Origin of the sequence: Sulfurospirillum diekertiae, assembly GCF_002309535.1 — a bacterium.
In the GTDB taxonomy this organism is placed as follows: domain Bacteria; phylum Campylobacterota; class Campylobacteria; order Campylobacterales; family Sulfurospirillaceae; genus Sulfurospirillum; species Sulfurospirillum diekertiae.
Genome location: NZ_CP023275.1, coordinates 1,078,693 through 1,097,837, shown reverse-complemented (window position 1 = coordinate 1,097,837; position 19,145 = coordinate 1,078,693). Strand labels below are relative to the sequence as shown.

25 protein-coding genes are annotated in these 19,145 nt (G+C 41.2%); 14 read left to right on the top strand and 11 right to left on the bottom strand.

Going from position 1 to position 19,145, the window contains the following annotated elements; translation table 11 throughout:
- Positions 1-10 precede the first annotated feature (10 nt).
- Entirely contained in the window at positions 11-523 is a 513-nt protein-coding gene (hpf, locus tag SJPD1_RS05660) for a ribosome hibernation-promoting factor, HPF/YfiA family (protein ID WP_096046350.1), read from the top strand.
- A 38-nt stretch (positions 524-561) separates the two neighbouring features.
- Here the strand turns inward: hpf and recG are convergent, their stop codons facing one another.
- From recG to SJPD1_RS05625, 8 genes are all read right to left on the bottom strand, one after another.
- A complete protein-coding gene (gene recG, locus SJPD1_RS05655; RefSeq protein WP_096046349.1) occupies positions 562-2,379 on the bottom strand; it encodes an ATP-dependent DNA helicase RecG in 1,818 nt (605 codons plus the stop codon).
- Positions 2,366-3,301: a M16 family metallopeptidase gene (locus tag SJPD1_RS05650; RefSeq protein WP_245391477.1), complete on the bottom strand. Its 936-nt coding sequence runs from the start codon at positions 3,299-3,301 to the stop codon at positions 2,366-2,368. Before SJPD1_RS05650 ends, recG begins: the two co-directional genes overlap by 14 nt.
- Positions 3,301-3,615, bottom strand: coding sequence for an insulinase family protein (locus SJPD1_RS14805; protein ID WP_245391476.1), 315 nt, complete (start codon positions 3,613-3,615; stop codon positions 3,301-3,303). Before SJPD1_RS14805 ends, SJPD1_RS05650 begins: the two co-directional genes overlap by 1 nt.
- Positions 3,616-3,659: 44 nt before the next feature.
- Positions 3,660-4,709 (bottom strand): dehypoxanthine futalosine cyclase, encoded by a 1,050-nt coding sequence (locus SJPD1_RS05645; RefSeq protein WP_096046348.1) that lies wholly within the window; start codon positions 4,707-4,709, stop codon positions 3,660-3,662.
- Positions 4,693-5,199 carry a hypothetical protein gene (locus SJPD1_RS05640; RefSeq protein ID WP_226372252.1) on the bottom strand — a complete coding sequence of 169 codons (507 nt, stop codon included), beginning with the start codon at positions 5,197-5,199 and terminating at the stop codon, positions 4,693-4,695. Before SJPD1_RS05640 ends, SJPD1_RS05645 begins: the two co-directional genes overlap by 17 nt.
- Positions 5,177-5,473: an AtpZ/AtpI family protein gene (locus SJPD1_RS05635; RefSeq protein WP_096046347.1), complete on the bottom strand. Its 297-nt coding sequence runs from the start codon at positions 5,471-5,473 to the stop codon at positions 5,177-5,179. The genes SJPD1_RS05640 and SJPD1_RS05635 overlap by 23 nt, the downstream gene beginning before the upstream one ends.
- Positions 5,470-6,756: a glutamate-1-semialdehyde 2,1-aminomutase gene (gene hemL, locus SJPD1_RS05630; protein WP_096046346.1), complete on the bottom strand. Its 1,287-nt coding sequence runs from the start codon at positions 6,754-6,756 to the stop codon at positions 5,470-5,472. The genes SJPD1_RS05635 and hemL overlap by 4 nt, the downstream gene beginning before the upstream one ends.
- A gap of 111 nt (positions 6,757-6,867) precedes the next feature.
- Complete coding sequence (locus tag SJPD1_RS05625) at positions 6,868-7,155, bottom strand: cytochrome c (protein ID WP_338055412.1); 288 nt, start codon at positions 7,153-7,155, stop codon at positions 6,868-6,870.
- Between the two features lie 70 nt (positions 7,156-7,225).
- Between SJPD1_RS05625 and folD the strand changes: the two genes are divergently transcribed.
- From folD to SJPD1_RS05570, 11 genes are all read left to right on the top strand, one after another.
- Complete coding sequence (gene folD / locus SJPD1_RS05620; RefSeq protein WP_087438319.1) at positions 7,226-8,068, top strand: bifunctional methylenetetrahydrofolate dehydrogenase/methenyltetrahydrofolate cyclohydrolase FolD; 843 nt, start codon at positions 7,226-7,228, stop codon at positions 8,066-8,068.
- Between the two features lie 12 nt (positions 8,069-8,080).
- Entirely contained in the window at positions 8,081-8,908 is an 828-nt protein-coding gene (gene lepB, locus SJPD1_RS05615; RefSeq protein ID WP_096046345.1) for a signal peptidase I, read from the top strand.
- Positions 8,908-9,558, top strand: coding sequence for a site-2 protease family protein (locus SJPD1_RS05610; protein WP_096046344.1), 651 nt, complete (start codon positions 8,908-8,910; stop codon positions 9,556-9,558). The genes lepB and SJPD1_RS05610 overlap by 1 nt, the downstream gene beginning before the upstream one ends.
- 87 nt (positions 9,559-9,645) lie before the next feature.
- Positions 9,646-10,074, top strand: coding sequence for a ribose 5-phosphate isomerase B (gene rpiB, locus SJPD1_RS05605; protein WP_096046343.1), 429 nt, complete (start codon positions 9,646-9,648; stop codon positions 10,072-10,074).
- Between the two features lie 2 nt (positions 10,075-10,076).
- Entirely contained in the window at positions 10,077-10,409 is a 333-nt protein-coding gene (locus SJPD1_RS05600; RefSeq protein ID WP_087438315.1) for a hypothetical protein, read from the top strand.
- A gap of 149 nt (positions 10,410-10,558) precedes the next feature.
- Positions 10,559-11,116 (top strand): adenine phosphoribosyltransferase, encoded by a 558-nt coding sequence (locus tag SJPD1_RS05595; protein WP_096046342.1) that lies wholly within the window; start codon positions 10,559-10,561, stop codon positions 11,114-11,116.
- The gene (gene trpB / locus SJPD1_RS05590; protein WP_096046341.1) at positions 11,116-12,321 is read left to right on the top strand and encodes a tryptophan synthase subunit beta; all 1,206 of its coding nucleotides are present in this window, start codon (positions 11,116-11,118) and stop codon (positions 12,319-12,321) included. The genes SJPD1_RS05595 and trpB overlap by 1 nt, the downstream gene beginning before the upstream one ends.
- A gap of 4 nt (positions 12,322-12,325) precedes the next feature.
- Positions 12,326-13,039, top strand: a complete 714-nt coding sequence (locus SJPD1_RS05585) for a DedA family protein (RefSeq protein WP_096046340.1) — start codon at positions 12,326-12,328, stop codon at positions 13,037-13,039.
- Positions 13,005-14,456: a leucyl aminopeptidase gene (locus tag SJPD1_RS05580; RefSeq protein ID WP_096046339.1), complete on the top strand. Its 1,452-nt coding sequence runs from the start codon at positions 13,005-13,007 to the stop codon at positions 14,454-14,456. Before SJPD1_RS05585 ends, SJPD1_RS05580 begins: the two co-directional genes overlap by 35 nt.
- A 96-nt stretch (positions 14,457-14,552) precedes the next feature.
- Positions 14,553-15,122: a CheB methylesterase domain-containing protein gene (locus SJPD1_RS05575; RefSeq protein ID WP_096046338.1), complete on the top strand. Its 570-nt coding sequence runs from the start codon at positions 14,553-14,555 to the stop codon at positions 15,120-15,122.
- On the top strand, positions 15,122-15,964 hold the full coding sequence (locus SJPD1_RS05570) for a CheR family methyltransferase (RefSeq protein WP_096046337.1): 843 nt from the start codon (positions 15,122-15,124) through the stop codon (positions 15,962-15,964). Before SJPD1_RS05575 ends, SJPD1_RS05570 begins: the two co-directional genes overlap by 1 nt.
- A 22-nt stretch (positions 15,965-15,986) precedes the next feature.
- Here the strand turns inward: SJPD1_RS05570 and SJPD1_RS05565 are convergent, their stop codons facing one another.
- Positions 15,987-16,535, bottom strand: a complete 549-nt coding sequence (locus SJPD1_RS05565) for an isochorismatase family protein (RefSeq protein ID WP_096046336.1) — start codon at positions 16,533-16,535, stop codon at positions 15,987-15,989.
- 99 nt (positions 16,536-16,634) lie between these two features.
- Between SJPD1_RS05565 and SJPD1_RS05560 the strand changes: the two genes are divergently transcribed.
- On the top strand, positions 16,635-17,171 hold the full coding sequence (locus tag SJPD1_RS05560) for an RBBP9/YdeN family alpha/beta hydrolase (protein WP_096046335.1): 537 nt from the start codon (positions 16,635-16,637) through the stop codon (positions 17,169-17,171).
- A gap of 25 nt (positions 17,172-17,196) precedes the next feature.
- Here the strand turns inward: SJPD1_RS05560 and SJPD1_RS05555 are convergent, their stop codons facing one another.
- Together SJPD1_RS05555 and htpX are read right to left on the bottom strand one after the other, a co-directional pair.
- The gene (locus tag SJPD1_RS05555) at positions 17,197-17,571 is read right to left on the bottom strand and encodes a cupin domain-containing protein (protein ID WP_096046334.1); all 375 of its coding nucleotides are present in this window, start codon (positions 17,569-17,571) and stop codon (positions 17,197-17,199) included.
- A 152-nt stretch (positions 17,572-17,723) separates the two neighbouring features.
- The gene (htpX, locus tag SJPD1_RS05550; RefSeq protein ID WP_096046333.1) at positions 17,724-18,575 is read right to left on the bottom strand and encodes a zinc metalloprotease HtpX; all 852 of its coding nucleotides are present in this window, start codon (positions 18,573-18,575) and stop codon (positions 17,724-17,726) included.
- A 134-nt stretch (positions 18,576-18,709) separates the two neighbouring features.
- Between htpX and SJPD1_RS05545 the strand changes: the two genes are divergently transcribed.
- Positions 18,710-19,108 (top strand): hypothetical protein, encoded by a 399-nt coding sequence (locus tag SJPD1_RS05545; RefSeq protein ID WP_096046332.1) that lies wholly within the window; start codon positions 18,710-18,712, stop codon positions 19,106-19,108.
- Positions 19,109-19,145 lie beyond the last annotated feature (37 nt).

The window sequence follows — 19,145 nt, the reverse complement described above, 5'->3', positions numbered from 1 at the left end:
AGGAGACAAGATGAACACCAGTATCGTAGGTAAACAATTTGATTTGACGGAGCCCATTAAGGCTTATGTTGATGGAGCTGTTGATGCTCTGGGCAAATACAATTTGGACATTATCTCTGTGCGTACTGTGATCTCAGCGGATGAAAAAAACGGCAAAAAAGGCTTCAATGTCGAGTTTGCAATTAACATGGCGCATAAAAACACGGTTGTTATTCAACAAAAAGACAAAGATGTCTATGCCGCGGTTGATCTCGCCGTTGAGAGAGCTAAAAAAGTCTTACGCCGTCACCATGATAAAATTACCAATTATAAAGCGGAAGAACTCGTTGTTATCGAAGAGAACAGTGAAGGAAGCGACGATGAGATCGTGCCAATTAGACTTGATAGCTACAAACCTGTCGAAGTCGAAGATGCGATGAATGAGCTTAAAGGCTCCGATAAACAATTTATCGTTTTCCATGATATGGAAGATAAATTCCGCGTGATGTATAAAAAGAAGGATGGAAGATTCGGGTTGTATTAAACCATCTTTTAGAACGCAAGAAGGCAAAACCTTCTTGCCTACGCCTCAATTCTAGCTTTTGCCTCTTTTAAAATTTCCTCATCACTTCCCATCTCAAACCAGATCAATTTCTTCCCACTTTGAATGCTTCCTTCCACCACATCGCCACCTTGACGGTATGCCAAGTCTAACTCTGCAATCTCAAAGCCATCGAGTGTTTGAGAAAACTTCTCAAGCCGTTCGCTCTTGGCAAGATTCGTGTAGAGAAAACAGTAGCCTTTTAAGCCATTGCGACTGACACGTCCCCGAAGCTGATGCAAGCTGGCAAGCCCAAGACGTTCTGCACCTACAATGACGATGGTCGATAGATTTGGAAGCGAGATGCCCACTTCAACAACCGTGGTTGAAATGAGCAAATTACCCTCTTCTTTAAAGGTTTTGAGGATCTCTTCTTTGTTTTTATCTTTGCCATACGTGACAAAAACACCATCAAAATTTTTTTCCCAAAAGCCACGCCCTTCATCGATGGACTGATAATTTACCATCTCACTCTCTTCGACGAGTGGATAAACGATGATGCACTGATGCTTCTGTGCGATTTCAGAACGCAAATGCTCCACCAACGCTTTAAAATCTTTTTTGGCGATCACTTTCGTGGTAATGTCTTTGGGAAAAGGGAGCATTTTTATGAAGGATAAATCAACCAAAGAAGACTGAATCATACTGAGCGTCCTTGGAATCGGTGTGGCAGAAAACTGCAAATAGTGCGGATGCCACGCCTGTTTTGACACCAGCGCTGAGAGCAGTGCGCGCTGTTTCGTGCCAAAACGGTGCTGTTCATCCACCATGACAAGCGCACAGGTTGGAAGCTCACGGTACAACAAAGCGTGTGTGCCGATGATGAAGTCAAAATCAGCCAAATTCTCCTTGCTGTCCGCCTCTTGGGTGATCAAAAGTGTCTTTACATGTAAAGGTAAAAACTTTACCGCTTCTTCAAACAGTTGGTTGGCAAGAACTGTTGTAGGTGCCATCAAAATGGCTTTTTTGGGGTAACTCATCATCACTGAAGCTAAAATGACCATCGTTTTTCCACATCCGACATCACCCATGATGACGCGCTTGGCGGCATTTTCACTTAAAAAATCATGCTTGATTTCACCAATGACTTTTTGCTGATCGGCTGTCAATATAAACGGAAGCGAAGCGATAAAAGGTGCTTCATCGCCATCCAGTTTGGCACAGGAGGGAAACGTTACTTTTTTACCCGAGAGTTTTTTCAGATAGTTATGAATTTCGACAAATTTGAGCACATTCAAGATGGATTCCGAGTAGCCAAAACTGCTAATGGCGCTTGCCTCTTTAGCGTTCGGTCGATGCAAGCTTAAAAGTGCCTGAGCTTCGTTTACATGTAAGCCTTCGTTTAAGAGTGCTTCAAGGCTGAGAAAGCGTGTCATCAACTCTATGACGGTTTTGTTTTGCAAGGGCGTTTTGTATTTGGGAATGAGCGTGTTGATCGCTGTGACGATTTTGGGTTGCACCATCTGCAAACGCCCATTGTTGTAACTCACTTTTCCGTGAATGAAAAATTCATTCCCCACTTTAAACAGTGCTTTATGGTACGGTTTTGCGGCAAAAATTACGCCATCAAGATGTGCATTCCACGCTTCCACATCAAAGACGATCTGAAAGACTTTGGGGCTTTGTTTAAGCGAAATCACCTTTACATGTAAGGTATTGATCTGCTCCAAAAGCGGTGATGGCGAGAGGGTGGTGTTTTCATACGAATGCGGCAGAAGGAGCGCTAAGTCTAAAAGCGTTCCTACCCCTATTTTTTTAAAGCGTTCTTTGTCGATCGGGTCAAGATCAAGGTTTTTCACGTTTCGTGACTACTGAGAAACTAAGGGCTGTGATCTCATCGTGTTTTTTAATGAAGCTGTTCAAATCTTCAAGGCTCAATGCCTCGATTTTTTCCAACTGTTTTTTAGAGTGTCCCAACTCAAACCCGCTGTAGTACTCAAAAAAAGCACGAGAAAGGCGTTGTGAAAGTGTCTCGTTGCGAAGCGGTTCGGAGCCTAGTAAAAAGCGTTTGGCTTGTGCCAATTCATCTTCGGTAACACCCTCTTCCACAAAACGTTTGATCTCAGCAGCAACCACTTTTTTTGCTTCGTCCAAGTTCTCATTTTTCGTTTGAAGATGCCCTGTAAAACTACTGCTGGATTTGCCGATGCTACTCCTGCTGTAACTGGAATACGCCAGTCCTCGCTTCACACGCACCTCTTCCATCAAACGACTTCCAAAACCACTCTCCCCTAAAATGAAGCTCGCCACTTTGGCTTTGTACGCCTCAGGATCGCCACTTTTCATGTAGAAAGGTGCGCCAAAATAGATATACGCCTGCTCGCTCTCTTTTTGAACGATGAGCTCTTTAGCATTTTTATTGGCATCAAAATAAGGCATCGTCGTTCGTTTTCCATGCTTAATTTCAGTAAGGACAGGTAAGAGAAGTTTTTTTAACGCCTCTAAGTCAATGTCCCCACCCGCAACGATAATCAGGCTCTCTAAGTTAATGCGCTCTTTGTAAAAGTTCTCAACATCTTTGAGTTTAAGCGCCTTGATACTTTTAACATCCCCACTGTAGGCATGGGCAAAAGGAGTATTTTCAAAGATGAGTTTTTGAAGATTAAGGTTGGCAATGTAGTCAAAATCACTCTCTTTATTGGAGAGCATTCCAAGGGTCAAAAGCTTGATCTTATCAAAACTCTCTTTTGTAAGATTTGGGCTTTTTAGAAGCTTTTTCATCATCTCCAAAGCATAAGGAAACTGCTCTTTAAGGCGGAGGCTTCAAAAACCAATGTTTCAACACCGGCATGAGCATCCAATGAAATAGCACGAAACTCAAGCTCCTCTGCAAATGCCGTTGCTCCCATCTCTTTGGTACCTTCACCCAACATTCCTGCTAGAAACTTCGCAATACCTTCATTCGCACCATCTTCCATGCTACCTGCATTTTTGACGACAAGTTGTACTGAAACGAGAGGGAGTGAAGCGTCCTTTTCAAATACGATAGGAATTTCAACACCATTAACATTGATTTGACTAATCTCTTGACTCACTAATACTCCTTGTAACAAAATCATAATTGTAAAAAATAGTTTTTTCATGCGAACTTCTCCAAAATCGTGTACGACGTATCACGTTTGGCGGGGATGGAACCGATGTCTTTGATGAGTTGTATCATCTCCGTTTGATTCATACGGTTTGCTGCACCTGCCGCTTTGACCACATTTTCTTCCATCATTGTACTGCCTAGATCATTCGCTCCAAACATCAAAGCGAGCTGACCGATGTAACTACCTTGCGTGACCCACGAACTTTGGATGTTTTTGAAATTATCAAGGTACAACCGACTCACGGCGAGAAGCCTGAGGTAACGGTTTGATGACTGTTTTTTAATCTCAGGATGTTCCTCTTTAAGTTTCGTATGATCGCTTTGAAAACTCCACATGATGAACGCTCTAAAGCCGCCTGTTTCATCTTGAAGCTCTCTAATTTTTTCCCAATGTTCGATGATCTCTTCATCACTTTCCAATGTTCCAAACATCATAGTAGCGGTTGAACGCATACCGATTTTATGAGCGGCTCTGTGTACACCTAACCACTCTTCACTCCCTAATTTTTTAGGAGCAATGATATCACGAACACGATCACTGAGTATCTCAGCCCCAGCGCCAGGAATGCTGTAAAGTCCTTTTTTCTGAAGGCGTAGGAGCACCTCTTGATAACTGATCTTCGAAATCTTAGCGATGTAATCAATCTCAATAGCTGAAAATCCATGAATGGTGATGCTCGGATAATTCGTACTAATCCAATCCACCAACTCTTCATACCATTCGATTTTAAGCTTGGGATGAACACCGCCTTGAAACAGGATTTGCGTTCCACCGATTTCAATCAACTCTTCAATTTTTTGACCAATCTCTTCGAAAGAGAGGACATACGCTTCATCTTCTTTATGATGACGGTAAAAAGCACAAAATTTACAATCAACCCAACAGACATTCGTATAATTGATGTTACGATCTACGACAAATGTTGTCAAATTTTCAGGGTGAAGCTCCATTTTACGCTTCAACGCCATCTCACCTAATGTATTAAGATCTGCCTCACGAATTAGACGTAAGGCCTCTTCATTACTCATTCGTTTCATTCAATCCCTTTTTAACAAACAAAACAGATAAAAAGCTTGAGAGTGGAACTACACTTAAGCCCACAAAAAAAGCAACTGCATCCAAAATATCATGTCGAATTAAAAAAAGTACGGCTAAAAATAGTACACCATACGAAAGGATACGATACAGTGAAAGTGCACTTTTATAGCTTAAAGCAAGATTTTGAAAACTCTGTTTAAAGCCTACTTTAGCGACTTTTGGAGCAACATTTTCTTTTTCATCATCTTCTTCTGTGTCGTCCTCATAGTATTGATCAAATTTATCATCAGGAATCAGTCCAGCATCAACACGACGTGTCACAAATGTATGGTACGAGCGAAACGATGCCAATGTAATCAGCAGTGAACAAACAAACGCTATTTGCGTGTTTAAAAGCCATTCACCGCCTTGAAATAATGAGAGAAGTATGACAAAAACATCCCCTAAAAGATAAAAGCGCAAAAGCCTACTTGTCGTCGTCATCTTCATCATCATCTTTGGTTTGTTGGTATTTTTTATAGCGCACATCATCTTTGAGCTCATCTAAGGAAGCAACGTTTTTTTTGTAAGCTTTGTAGACATTTAAAATTGCGCCACCCACGCCCCAAAAAACACCAACCCATAAAAGCCATGGCGTGTTAAACACATTGCTCATTAACATGCCTACACCAATACCAATGAGCACTGCTACCACAATGGAAATGCCTAATGAGAGCTGTTCAGCCCCTTCGATCAGTTTGCCGTATTTTGGTTTTTCACTCATGCAATCTCTTCAAATACTTTAATCGCTGCCTCAATGGTCTCTTCAATCATCTCATCACTTATAGCATCAGAGATAAAACCTGTTTCAAACTGAGAGCACGCAAAGTAAAAACCCTCACGTAGCATACCTTGATGAAAGGCAGCAAAACATGTAGTATTACTTTTAAGAGCATCCTCAAAATTTTTCACGGGTTTGTCATTAAAGAAAAAGCCAAACATGGAACCAATGGCTGAAACTTGAAGCGAAATACCCGATACCTGAGCAGCTTCTTTAAGTCCCTCCACCAGTCTCTTAGCCTTTTTTTCAAGTCTAATATACAACGCTTCATCATCCATAATTTGCTCTAATGAAGCGAGTCCTGCTGCCATCGCCACAGGATTTCCACTCAGTGTTCCTGCTTGGTAGACTGGACCATCAGGAGAGAGTTTATCCATGATTTCAGCACGTCCACCAAAGGCACCCACGGGCATACCGCCACCAATGACTTTTCCAAACGTTACCAAATCGGGTACGGTTGAATAAATTCCTTGTGCCCCTTTGAGGCTTGCTCTAAAACCGCTCATGACCTCATCAAAAATAAGCAGTGTTCCATGTTTATCACATAAAACTCTTAACTCTTCCAAAAATTTTGCATCAGCAGGAACAAAACCCATATTGCCGGCCAGTGGTTCGATAATAATACAGGCAATGTTTTTAGAGTTTTTAAAACACTCTTTGACACTTTTAATATCATTGTATTTGGCTAAAAGCGTATGTTTCGTAAGATCGGCGGGAACACCTGGAGAACTAGGCGTTCCAAAGGTCACAGCGCCACTGCCTGCTTGTACTAAAAGGGAGTCACTGTGCCCATGGTAGCAACCCTCAAATTTGATAATATCATCTTTACATGTAAAGCCTCGCGCGAGTCTAATCGCACTCATAACCGCCTCTGTTCCACTACTGACAAAACGAACTTTATCAATCTCAGGAAAGAGCGAGCAGATGAGGCTTGCAAGTTTTGTTTCTGCTTTCGTAGGTGCTCCAAAACTGAGCCCTTTTTTAACCGCTTTAATGACCGCTTTTTCGATGGTTTTATTAGCATGCCCAAAGATAAGGGGTCCCCAACTTTGGACGTAATCGACATAACGATTGTGATCGACATCAAAAAGATACGCACCCTCGCCTTTTTTGATAAACAGAGGTGTTCCTCCTACGCTTTTAAACGCGCGTACAGGAGAATCTACACCACCAGGAATGACATTTTGAGCTTTTTCATATGCTTTAATGCTTTTATCATAGTGCATTTTCATGATCCTCATTGATTATTTTTTAAAATTTTACAGAAAGTTTCTATACAAACTACTTTTTCACTTCACTTGAGACGTAATAATACAAACTATCAATCTCCTGCCATGTTAAAAATAAGTCGGCATGACTCTATGTTGAGACGTCAAAGCTTGAAAAAAGCGTTCTTTAGAAACGCTGGTAATCGCAGGTGCAGAGAGGGTCACTTCTTTACCTCTTGAGATGTATTTTGAGATAATAGCACCTTCAGCTTTTTCACCATGACATTTGTTACAGCCAATGCCTCTAGGGTTAGAATAGAGCATCTTCGCATACTCCATTTTAGAGATAAAATCCTCACTCAAAAGTGGTGTTATAGACAAAAATAGGAACACGTTACATGTAAGCAAAAACCGCATCAAAACTACTTTATCCTCTCTTTATTCGTAATTTGGTATAGTATCAAAAATGAACTAAAAGGATGTTTGAATGCAGATCCTCGATGGGAAAGCACTGTCAGATCAAATCAAAATAGAGCTCAAAACACAGAGCGATGCCCTTAATCTTAAAGGCATTACTCCCGGTCTTGCCGTCATTTTAGTCGGTGATGATGCGGCGAGCCAAACCTATGTCAAAATGAAAGAAAAAGCGTGTGATGCAGCGGGTGTTTATTCGATTATTCATAAAATGCCAACTACTATTTCACAAGAAAAAATTTTAGAAACCATTACGATGATTAACAACAACCCAAATATTGATGGAGTCCTTGTTCAACTTCCTCTCCCAAAACACATTGATACCACAAAAATTATTGAGGCGATTGATCCTAAAAAAGATGTCGATGGCTTTCATCCCTTCAATGTGGGTCGTTTAGTCGCAGGACTCGACAGCTTTGTACCTTGCACACCACTGGGTGTTATGCGTCTTTTAGCACACTACAATATCGATCCGAAAGGACTTGATGCGTGTGTTGTGGGTGCTAGTAATATTGTTGGAAAACCGATGATGAATCTGCTTTTAAATGCAGGCGCAACGGTTGATATTTGCCATATTTTCACCAAAGATCTTAAAGCACATACCCAAAAAGCTGACCTAGTCATTGTAGGCGTAGGTAAACGAAATCTCATTACTGCCGACATGATTAAAGAGGGTGCCATGGTGATTGATATTGGTATCAACAAAACTGAAGAAGGACGCCTTGTGGGTGATGTTGACTTTGCCAATGTTGCTCCAAAATGCAGTTACATTACTCCCGTTCCAGGAGGAGTTGGCCCCATGACGATTGCCATGTTACTCGAAAATACCATTAAAGCTGCCGAACAGCGTTTATAATTTAGGAAAACTATGAAAAATTTACTCAACCGTTTTTACCACTTTTCCAATAGCTGGACAGGTACACTTATTATTGTTTTATTTGTTATCTTTTTTGTCGCACAAGCCTTTGTTATTCCTAGTGGTTCGATGATTAAAACCCTTTTGATTGGTGATCATCTTTTTGTGAAAAAATTTGTTTATGGTATTCCAACACCGCATCTTCCTTGGCTTGAAATTCCTGTTTTGCCTGATTTTAAAGGCAATGGACATCTCATTGAAGGAAATAGACCTGAGCGTGGGGATATTGTCGTTTTTCGCTATCCCAAAGATATCAAAGTTCATTATGTTAAACGTTGTGTCGCAACAGAAGGGGATGAAATTCTTTTCCAAGAGAAAAATCTCTACATTCACTTCAGCGAGGGAGATGAATATATTAAAGCCAACTATCCTGCTGAAAAAATCAAAACGATTGCCGGTAAACTTTGGGTCAATAACCCTTATATTGAAAAATTTCATGGCATTCACTATGATGACTCCGTTGATCTCTTTCAACAAATGGTACTGCACTTAGGGGCAAATCAACTTTTCATGAAACCTGCTCAAGTACAGGAACTTCCAAGTATTTCTGGCTATGGATTTAACGCTTTTTATGCCAAAGTAGAAAAAGATAACTATTTTATGATGGGCGATAACCGCGACCACTCTAACGATAGCCGTTTTTGGGGAAGTGTCCCTTATAGCCTCATTGTCGGAAAGCCTTGGTTTATCTATTTTTCATGGGATGATGACTATAAAATCAGATGGAACCGCATTGGTCGCTTTGTCGAATCCATGCAATACGATGAGAACTTTTTCTAATGGAAGTTAAAATTATTGAGATCAGTGCTACCGTTTTAGCTCTTATGGTAGCGATCATTGGTCATGAGATTATGCATGGATATGTCGCATATCGTTATGGTGACACTACGGCTAAATACCAAGGTCGTTTGAGCATCAACCCCATCGTTCACGTTGATCTTGTAGGAACGATCATTGTTCCAGCTGTCCTCTTTTTTAGTGGTGCTCCTTTTATGTTCGGTTGGGCAAAACCTGTACCGATTTATATACCCACCGTCATTAGAAATGGTGGCTATAAAGCGGCTATTTATGTCTCTTTAGCAGGTATTGCTTACAACTTCACGCTAGCCCTTCTGTGCGCAGGCATGTTGAGTTTTTTACCTGATCTAAGAAATGCAAGCAACTTTATTGAAGTTTTTGTCATCTTTTTTTTAATCCAGTCACTGATTTACAACGTTGTTTTAGGGCTTTTCAATCTCTATCCCATTCCACCCTTAGATGGTTCACACGCCCTCACCTATCTTGGTATCATCTTTGGATGGAACGCGCTCGTGCGCTTTTATGAATCATTAGAGCGTTATGGCATGATCATTCTGATTGTTTTCATTGCAACACCCCTGTCACACTACTTTTTTCTACCCATTCGCTACGTAATTGGATGGTTATATTAACAGGCTTCCTATGGGGAGTCTGTTTTTGGAATTTCTAATAATCCTTGTGATATAATCATTTCTATTACCTAGTTAAAGGACATTTCCTTGAAGTTTTTTATCGCAACCGATCATGCAGGCATTGCCATCAAACCCGATGTCATTGCACTGTTAAACCATATGGGTCATGAAGTCATTGATCTTGGACCGTTTAACGATCAACGTGTTGATTATCCTGATTATGCTCATGCACTTTGCCTTGAAGTTCTCAATAACAGTACAACACAGGGAATTCTTATCTGTGGCTCAGGTATCGGTATGAGCTTGGCCGCCAATAAGCATATTGGTATTCGTGCAGCGCTTTGTCATGATGCGTATACAGCAGAAATGGCACGCGCACACAATGATGCGAATGTACTCTGTTTTGGTCAACGTATTGTTGGGCTAGGTGTTATTGAATCCATGCTCAAAGCATGGTGTGCTACCTCATTTGAAGGTGGCAGACACGCTGATCGTGTTAAGAAAATAGAGTTATGACTATGGCACTTGACTGGGTTATCGCAACGGTACTTTTTTCCGCTTGCATGTACTTATTGATTATGGTGTTTTACTTCAAAACGCTTTTACGTAAAGAAAAGCGCAGTAACATTGTCGTTAAACAAACCCTCAATGATGCCGAAGTGGTTATCCGCAAATACCAAGTGCAATTGCAACGCTCTTTAGGCAATATTGATATTTTAAGTGATGAACTTAAAAAAGTCAAAAATGACCTAAAATCACTTCGTACACGCAACAGTCAGTACCGCATGGAAGGAGACAAACTCCGCCAGCACATTAAAGAGCTTGAAGGAAAGATCGAGGCACTTTTATAATTCGTTTAAAAAGTTACTCTTTTTCTTTCTCCTTTTACATGTAAATATTTTTCTGCCCCTCAAGAGGCAAACTTTAGCGCCCAAGTGGCTAAATAACGTAGCTTTTTAAGTTTTGCTTAGAAGGCATATTCAAATGAAAAAGGTTTTCTATGAATCATTTAAGTGAAGCTGATAAAATTTATCTTTTAAATTCTGTTCGAGAAATTGAAGATTTCCCAAAACCTGGCATCAAATTTAAGGATATTACCACTCTCCTAGGCGATGCTAAAGCATTTACACTCTTGATAGACCATTTGGTTGATCGTTATTCGACTATGAAAATTGATTATATTGCTGGTATCGAAAGCCGTGGATTTATCTTTGGGGCTGCATTAGCAGCACGTCTTAAAACACGTTTTGTCCCTATTCGAAAACCGGGCAAACTTCCCTACACAACGATCAGCGAAAAATACTCATTGGAGTATGGCGTTGATGAAGTTTGTATACACATCGACGCATTTTCAGCTATAACCACATCAAAACCAAGAGTACTCCTAATCGACGACTTAATTGCAACAGGCGGCACAGCCACAGCTGCAGTCAATCTTATTAATAAAGCAGGAGAAGAATGTGTTGAAGCGTGCTTTGTGATCAACCTTACTTTTTTACAAGGGGATCTTGATATCAAAAAAACAACTTCTGTCTATTCTGTATTAGAGGTATTTTAATGTATATTCCTAGAGCTTCAAAATTCGACCCTGATCACAATGGCCATTTTGGTATTTTTGGTGGACGCTTTGTTCCTGAAACACTGATGCCTGTTCTGTTAGAACTTGAAAAAGAGTACCAGAACCTTCGCTTTAATGAAAATTTTTGGACTGAAGTGGATCACTACATGAAAGATTATGTAGGACGCCCTTCATCACTTTATTTCGCGAAAAATATTTCTCAAGAGTTAGGTGCTAAAGTTTATCTCAAACGTGAAGACCTTAACCATACAGGTGCACATAAGATCAATAATACCATTGTACAAGGCTTAATCGCTAAAAAAATGGGTAAAAAACGTGTCATTGCAGAAACCGGTGCGGGGCAACATGGTGTTGCAACAGCAACCGTCGCGGCACTTTTGGGACTTGAATGCGAAGTGTTTATGGGAGAAAAAGATGTTGAGAGACAAGAGCTCAATGTTTTTCGTATGAAGCTTTTAGGCGCAAAAGTACACGCCGTTAAAAGTGGTAGTAAAACACTTAAGGATGCGATGAATGAGGCGATTCGTTACTGGGTCACTCATGCTCGAGATACTTTTTACATTATCGGAACCGTTGCAGGCCCTCATCCATATCCTATGATGGTACGTGATTTTCAAGCCATCATCGGTTATGAAGCAAAAGCGCAAATTTTGGTCAAAGAAAAACGCCTTCCTGACATGGTTGTTGCCTGTATTGGTGGTGGTAGCAACGCAATGGGTATTTTTAGCCATTTCTTAGGCGAAGAAGGGGTGACCTGTGTCGGTATCGAAGCAGGTGGTCTTGGCATTGATACGGATAAACATGGCTGTTCCCTCGCAAAAGGAAGCCCTGGAGTACTGCATGGACAGATGAGTTATCTTCTCCAAGATGATGATGGACAGATACTCGAAGCTCACTCTATTTCAGCAGGACTCGATTACCCTGGCATTGGACCTGAACATGCGTATCTTAAAGAGTTAGGTGCGGCAAAATACGATCATATTACCGATCAAGAAGCACTCGATGCCTTTGTCTGGTTGAGTCGTAAAGAAGGTATTATTCCTGCTTTTGAGAGTGCACATGCTGTGGCATATTTGAAGAAAATTCCTAAAGACGAGATCAAAAATAGAGTCATTATTGTCAATCTTTCAGGACGTGGCGATAAAGACATGATGCAAGCAAAATCCATTTTGAATATTGGATAAGCCAATGAATGAATTTATGAATAAACATTCTGGAAAACTATTTGCTCTCTTTATGACAATCGTACTCTCAACGCTTGGATATGTCCTCTACTTAGCACCTGTATGTGGATTGGAAAATAAATTTATCTATCTCTTAAAAGAGTATGGCTACATCATTCTCTTCTTTTGGGGAATGTTGGAGGGTGAAATTGGGCTTGTCATGGCAGGTTTATTGACTCATACAGGCGATATGCACCTTTTTATTGCCATCTTCGTGGCAGGACTTGGCGGCTTTGCGGGAGATCAAGTCTATTTTTACATTGGTCGTTTTAATAAAAAATTGGTTCATAAAAAACTTAGGAGTCAACGTCGAAAACTCGCCCTTGCCCATGTTCTTTTGAAAAAACATGGCTGGCCTATTATCTTTGCACAACGTTACCTCTATGGATTACGTACCGTTATTCCTATTTCCATAGGTTTGACACGTTATAGTGGCAAAATGTTTGCGTTGATCAATCTTATTTCCGCATGGTTTTGGGCATCTTTTACAATTATTCCCACATGGTATTTTGGTCAAGAAATTCTCATTGTCATTCATTGGGCAAAAGCACACTGGTATTTTGCTATTCCAATAGCCGCCATTGTTGCAGGTGGCATCTCCTATTATTTTCATAAAGTAACTGATAAGACATTTAAGGATAAACATGCAAATAGAACTACTCAATCAAAAATTAACTGAGGCAGCAACAGACGTTAAAATCGTCTTTGTGATCAATAAAGATTTAACGCATTCCTGGATTAGCGATCAAGAAACGTTACACTTTTTAGGATTTAAAGGTGAGAGTGAAGAGACTCTCTTCATACCAACAAGCAAAACACTGTATGTCGGGTGCGATTCTCTTGATGCCGATGAAATTCGTTTAGCGGCTTCCAATACACTGGGTGCACTTAAAAAAACCAATGTCAAAACACTTGCCATTGGTACATACTCTCACGAATGTCCTGGCATGAATATTAAAGCACTTGTTGAAGGCTTCATTTTAGGTAACTATTCATTTGATACGTATAAAAGCAAAAAAGAGTCTTCTAAAATTGAAAAAATAACGATCTGTTTGGACGATTATAGCCGTACCGATGTTTCAATGGAAACAGCAAATAAAGCCCTTCGCGCAGCGACTGCTGTTGCAGAAGCAACCAATTTTGCGAAAGAGATCGTCAATGCAACTCCTGAAGATATGACACCGATTGCACTCGCAAAAGTGGCGCAAACCTTAACCTCGATTCCAAACGTTACATGTAAAGTGATGGACGAGGTATTTTTAAAAGACCAAGGGATGAATGCCTTTCTTGCTGTCAATCGCGCCAGCGTACATCCTCCTCGCTTGATTCACCTCACCTATAAGCCTGAAAATGCCAAAAAACGCCTTGTGTATGTGGGAAAAGGTCTCACGTACGATAGCGGTGGACTTAGCTTAAAACCAAGCGAGCACATGGTCACCATGAAAGCAGATAAAAGTGGTGCAGCCGCGGCTATGTCGATCTTAAAAGCAGCTGCGACTCTTGAGCTTCCCTATGAAATCCATGCCATTATTGGTGCAACGGAGAATATGATTGGGGGCAATGCCTATAAACCCGATGATGTTTTGGTCGCAAAGAACGGTAAAACCATCGAAGTACGCAATACGGATGCAGAAGGTCGCTTGGTTTTAGCAGATTGTCTGTGTTATGCACAAGAGCTTAAACCTGATCTTTTGGTCGATATGGCAACACTCACAGGTGCATGCGTTGTTGCGCTAGGTGAATACACTACCGGTATTATGGGACACAGCAGTGAACTCAAACACTCTATGCTGAAAGCGGCAACCGCTAGTGGAGAGCTCAGTGGTGCACTTCCGTTTAACAAGTACCTCAAAAAACTTCTAAAAAGCTCCGTTGCCGATATGTCGAACATCAGCTCTAGCCGTTACGGTGGCGCTATTACCGCTGGACTCTTTTTAGATAATTTCATCGAAGAAGAGAATAAAGACAAATGGCTTCACTTAGATATTGCAGGGCCAGCTTATACTGAAAAAGCATGGGGCTATAACCAATTTGGTGCAACGGGTGCTGGCATTCGAATGAATCTTTACTGGATATTTGAAGAAAATAAAAAATAGTCAAAGTGCCTTTATGGCTTAATATAAGTTTGCTGGCTTTGAGTAAAAGCCGTTACCAAAAGAGTTCTGTAGGAATTCTAATAGACTCGGAGCCTAATGAAACTAAAAATTGTTTTGATCGGAGCCTCCACGGGAGGCCCTGGTCACCTTAAAAAAATTCTCTCTGCCATCTCAACAACCTATACGGGTGCGATTGTGATTGCGCAGCATATGAATGCAACCTTTATTCCAAGCTTTATCAGTCAATTTCAAAATGAGCTGAGCCTGCCCGTGCATGCGATTGATCAAAGAATGCCACTCAAGCAATCCAATATCTATATTTGTCCTCAAAATTGTCATCTGATTCGGGGTGATTTCGCACCCAGTATTGAACCTGTCAAAGAGGGAGAAACCCCTTATAATCCAAGTATTGACACCCTTTTTTCCTCCAGTGTTGCACAAATCAAAGATACCGAAATCTTAGCTGTTTTGCTGACAGGCATTGGGCACGATGGCGCCAATGGGCTCAGTGAACTTCAGAAAAATGGTGCAACGTGTATTGCTGAGAGTGAAAAAAGTGCTATCGTTTTTGGTATGCCAAAGCGTGCGGTAGAAATCAACCCCAATATTGTTGCACTCGCACTTGATGACATTATACAAACCATCAAAAAATTTGGAGAGTCCTAATGTGGTTTTGGAATAGAAAAAAAGAACCTGAAATCGTACAGAAAAATGAAGTTGCAGTGCATCAAGAGTTCAATACTTTTGGGCTTCAAGACCTTTTACACTACATTAAACGTGAGATTGGTGTGGATCTGTTTGCGAAGAACAGTGTTATCGAAACCAAGCTTCGCCTCTTTTGTGAACGTAAAGAGATCTATAGTTTTCGCAAACTCTTTGAAACCCTACAACACGACAAAGCGCTCAGACAAGACCTCATTGATCTTGTTACGGTTAATGAAACCTATTTTTACCGTGAAGAGGCGCAACTGGATATGGCTGTTACCTTTGCACTTGCCATTCCCAATGTCAAAATTCTCTGTGCTCCTTGCGCTTCAGGTGAAGAGGTTTACTCCCTTTCCATGATGTTGCAAGAACGTAGACGGGAACCTAGAGAATTCAGTATTATGGGTATTGACATCAACTCGGAAGCGATTGACAAAGCCCAAAAAGGACTCTTTTCAGAACGCTCTTTGCACAAATTGGAGACTCGGCTTAAAGAGAAGTTTTTTACCCCAGAAGAGCGTTATTATCGTGTTAAACGGGAATATTTCACCTCTGTTTCATTTACGAAAGTCAATATTTTTGAGCATGAATTTCTCGCATTAGGAAAGTATGACATTATCTTTTCCCGCAATATGCTCATCTACTTTGATGATGACTTTCGCCTTAAAACCATTGAGCGCTTTGCCACGCTTCTTAAGCCAGAAGGTAAGCTCTTTTTAGGACATGCGGACATCATTCCTGAAAATAACTATTTTACCAAACATACGGACAATCGTCTCTCTTACTATGTAAAGAAGTCCTAAACTTCTTTACATGTAAAACGATTTACAATGTTTTTACAAGGGCACTAATCTCTTTAAACTGCGGATGATGGGCACTTTGCAATAACTCAAAAAGAAGGGACTCCGTAGTAGCAAGGCTTGCCCCTTCTTGTTCCATACGACGCAGTGCAATGTTGTGGTCATACTCTTTTCGTGAGCCCATAGCATCCGCACATACGATCACTTCAAACCCTGCATCTAAAAGATCACACACGCTTTGCAAAACACACACATGACTCTCAACGCCTGCCACGATCATACACTTTACATGTAAAGCTTCCAATGCCTCTGTAACTTCACTGTTTTGATAACAACTAAACGTACACTTTTCATAAATCGTCATTTTACCCAGAAGGGAGTGCACCGAAGAGATGGTTTGACCAAGACCTTTCGTGTATTGTTGATTGCATAAAATGGGAATTTCTAAGGTTTTAAGCCCTTGTAGAAGGACAAGAAGATGCTTTTCAATCTGTTCGTGATTGTGAATATGGACAAAAAGACGTTCTTGAACATCCACCAGCAGCATAGCCGTCTGTTTTGAATCAAGGCGCATGAATCCTCCTTACTTTTAGGTATTATCATAACCTACTCACTCTTAATTAAGTCATGCTAGATTACAATAAATTTTTATTTTGATCAAAATGGGGGATTTATGGCAACATCCGTGCTGATATTACCAGGCTATCAAGGATCAGGTGAAACGCACTGGCAAACACATTGGGAAAAAAACCATCCCGATTTTAAACGCATCGAGCAAAACGATTGGGATCATCCTGTCTGTGATGAATGGGTCAAAAATGTCGAAATAGCCGTTAAAAATGCAGGTAAAGATGTTATCATTGTTTCCCACAGCATTGGGTGTTTAGTTGTTGCACACTGGGCGTCAATGGCACATCATTCACCTATAAAAGGAGCCTTGATCGTAGCGCCACCCGACCCAAAAGAACCAACTTTCCCAACCATTGCAGAAGGTTTTGAGCATACACCGCTTCAACCCTTCCCGTTTCCAAGTATTATTGTTGCAAGTAGCAATGACCCTTATGCAAGCTTGACATATTCGAAGCAAATGGCAGATGCGTGGGGAAGTTCCTTAGTCAATGTAGGTGAGAAAGGGCATATTAATACCGCCAGTAACCTCGGTCTTTGGAAAGAAGGTTTGACATTTTTAGAGCAATTACGTCGTGCCTAATAAGCCTCAAAAGAGGCTTATTGTATTAACAACCGCAACCTTGACCGCCGGCATTGACCATCTCAATTTTATCATCGCTATTAGGCACAAGGCATAAAAATTCATAATCTTCATCACCAATCACATGGTATGAATGAGGAACTCCTGCTGGCACAAAGATAATGTCATCTTTAACCGCGATAAAACTCTCATCGCCCAAACGAACACGCGCTTTACCTTTGAGAACATACTGCTCATGTTCAACCGTATTGGTGTGAAAAGGCATATGTCCATCTTTTTTAATAACAAATTTGCGCATCGCAAAGTTCGTTTCAACACTCGGTGCAATCAGCATTTGCATACTCGCACCCTCACCTGCTTGAAGCGGCGTACTTGGAATTTCATTTAAAGAGCGTTTCATCTAAAATCCTTTACATGTAAAATTATAGAGCTCTTGCCAAGCTCTTTTCACGCTTTTTGAGCAAAGCCCAAAAAGCTACGCTAAGCCGCTGTGGCACTGAAGCTTGCCTCGTTCGAGGCAGAAAAACTTCTTACCAACGTGTAATCCGTTTGTTATTTTAGCTCAAATTTGAGCTCTTCGAGTCGCGCAATGCGATCTTCTGTCGAAGGGTGCGTTGAAAAGAGTGATGCAAATGAAATATCTTTTCCGGAAAAAGGGTTGATGATAAACATATGCGCACTTTCAGGTGTGGCTTCATGTACCATCCCTTGTGCATTATAGTTTGAAAGTTTGGCGAGTGCGCTTTGCAACCACTCAGGATGCGCCGTTAAACGAGCTGAGCCTTCATCGGCCATATATTCACGGTTACGGCTAATCGCCATCTGAATGACCGCCGCGGCAAGCGGTAAAATGATGGCAAGGGCAATCATCACAATCGGATTGGGACGATTTTCGCGGTCTCCTCCAAACATCGCGCCAAATTGCATCATATTGGCGATCACGCCAATGGCTCCTGCAATCGTTGCCGCAATGGTTCCCACCAAAATATCATAATGCCTGACGTGGCTCATTTCATGCGCCAAAACGGCTTCCACTTCCTCATCGTCCAAAAGCTGTAAAAGCCCTTCGGTTACTGCCACTACGGCATGAGAGGGATTGCGCCCTGTCGCAAAGGCATTGGGAATGGAATCGGGAATGATATAAATTTGAGGTAATGGCAGAGCAGCTTTTTGACTTAATCGCTCAACGATGTTATAAAGCCCACGTGCTTCTTGGCGCGTAACAGGCACGGCATTGTAGTGACGAAGCACCAATGTATCGGAGTAAAAATAGCTCACAAAGTTCATGACACCCGCGAGTATCAATGCGATCATCATCCCTTGCATTCCGCCCATCATGCCACCAACCCACACAAACAACAGTGTCATCAAGGTCAATAATACAACGGTTTTTACCACTTCCATAGAGCTTCTCCTTTAAAAATTGATAACTCCATTTTACCTCACTTTGGTAAATAGTTTTTACATGTAAACTATTAGATTATGCAAGAAGTCTATTGTGCTATAATGCCGCCATCAACTTTAAGGACGCACATCACGTGAGACTGCCTCTGGGCTTTGGCAAAAAGGGCTACTTTAAGCTCGCTTCGATTCAAGCTTCAACCATTGAATACAAAACCAAACGCCAACACGCACGCTTGCTACATACCACACACCTCTTTGCCGATACGTGTGACCAAGAAGCCGTTGAGGACGATCCGCCACCTCTTAGCCCTGCCCTGCTTGGATTTGTCTCATCGTATCGACCAAGGCTTTGCAAATGTAGTCGACTGTTTGCAAAGCGCGCCCACTCTGCCATCAAACGTGCCAAAAAAAGACGTCAATGCAACTGCCACTCTCGCTTCTTTAGCTTCCGCCGAACCGGTATCCACCCACCACAATTTCCTTTATATCAACCACTAAATACCGAGCTTTGCCACGCATATAAGCTGGCTTAATTTTCTCAAAAAAGCACTCCTTTTTTGATGTGTAAAA

Coding starts and splice junctions, on each gene's coding strand:
- hpf (WP_096046350.1), top strand. CDS start 11: ATGAACACCAGTATCGTAGGTAAACAATTTGATTTGACGGAGCCCATT.
- SJPD1_RS05650 (WP_245391477.1), bottom strand. CDS start 3,301: ATGAAAAAGCTTCTAAAAAGCCCAAATCTTACAAAAGAGAGTTTTGAT.
- SJPD1_RS05645 (WP_096046348.1), bottom strand. CDS start 4,709: ATGAAACGAATGAGTAATGAAGAGGCCTTACGTCTAATTCGTGAGGCA.
- SJPD1_RS05640 (WP_226372252.1), bottom strand. CDS start 5,199: ATGAAGATGACGACGACAAGTAGGCTTTTGCGCTTTTATCTTTTAGGG.
- SJPD1_RS05635 (WP_096046347.1), bottom strand. CDS start 5,473: ATGAGTGAAAAACCAAAATACGGCAAACTGATCGAAGGGGCTGAACAG.
- hemL (WP_096046346.1), bottom strand. CDS start 6,756: ATGCACTATGATAAAAGCATTAAAGCATATGAAAAAGCTCAAAATGTC.
- SJPD1_RS05625 (WP_338055412.1), bottom strand. CDS start 7,155: ATGCGGTTTTTGCTTACATGTAACGTGTTCCTATTTTTGTCTATAACA.
- folD (WP_087438319.1), top strand. CDS start 7,226: ATGCAGATCCTCGATGGGAAAGCACTGTCAGATCAAATCAAAATAGAG.
- lepB (WP_096046345.1), top strand. CDS start 8,081: ATGAAAAATTTACTCAACCGTTTTTACCACTTTTCCAATAGCTGGACA.
- SJPD1_RS05610 (WP_096046344.1), top strand. CDS start 8,908: ATGGAAGTTAAAATTATTGAGATCAGTGCTACCGTTTTAGCTCTTATG.
- SJPD1_RS05600 (WP_087438315.1), top strand. CDS start 10,077: ATGGCACTTGACTGGGTTATCGCAACGGTACTTTTTTCCGCTTGCATG.
- SJPD1_RS05595 (WP_096046342.1), top strand. CDS start 10,559: ATGAATCATTTAAGTGAAGCTGATAAAATTTATCTTTTAAATTCTGTT.
- trpB (WP_096046341.1), top strand. CDS start 11,116: ATGTATATTCCTAGAGCTTCAAAATTCGACCCTGATCACAATGGCCAT.
- SJPD1_RS05585 (WP_096046340.1), top strand. CDS start 12,326: ATGAATGAATTTATGAATAAACATTCTGGAAAACTATTTGCTCTCTTT.
- SJPD1_RS05580 (WP_096046339.1), top strand. CDS start 13,005: ATGCAAATAGAACTACTCAATCAAAAATTAACTGAGGCAGCAACAGAC.
- SJPD1_RS05575 (WP_096046338.1), top strand. CDS start 14,553: ATGAAACTAAAAATTGTTTTGATCGGAGCCTCCACGGGAGGCCCTGGT.
- SJPD1_RS05570 (WP_096046337.1), top strand. CDS start 15,122: ATGTGGTTTTGGAATAGAAAAAAAGAACCTGAAATCGTACAGAAAAAT.
- SJPD1_RS05565 (WP_096046336.1), bottom strand. CDS start 16,535: ATGCGCCTTGATTCAAAACAGACGGCTATGCTGCTGGTGGATGTTCAA.
- SJPD1_RS05560 (WP_096046335.1), top strand. CDS start 16,635: ATGGCAACATCCGTGCTGATATTACCAGGCTATCAAGGATCAGGTGAA.
- SJPD1_RS05555 (WP_096046334.1), bottom strand. CDS start 17,571: ATGAAACGCTCTTTAAATGAAATTCCAAGTACGCCGCTTCAAGCAGGT.
- htpX (WP_096046333.1), bottom strand. CDS start 18,575: ATGGAAGTGGTAAAAACCGTTGTATTATTGACCTTGATGACACTGTTG.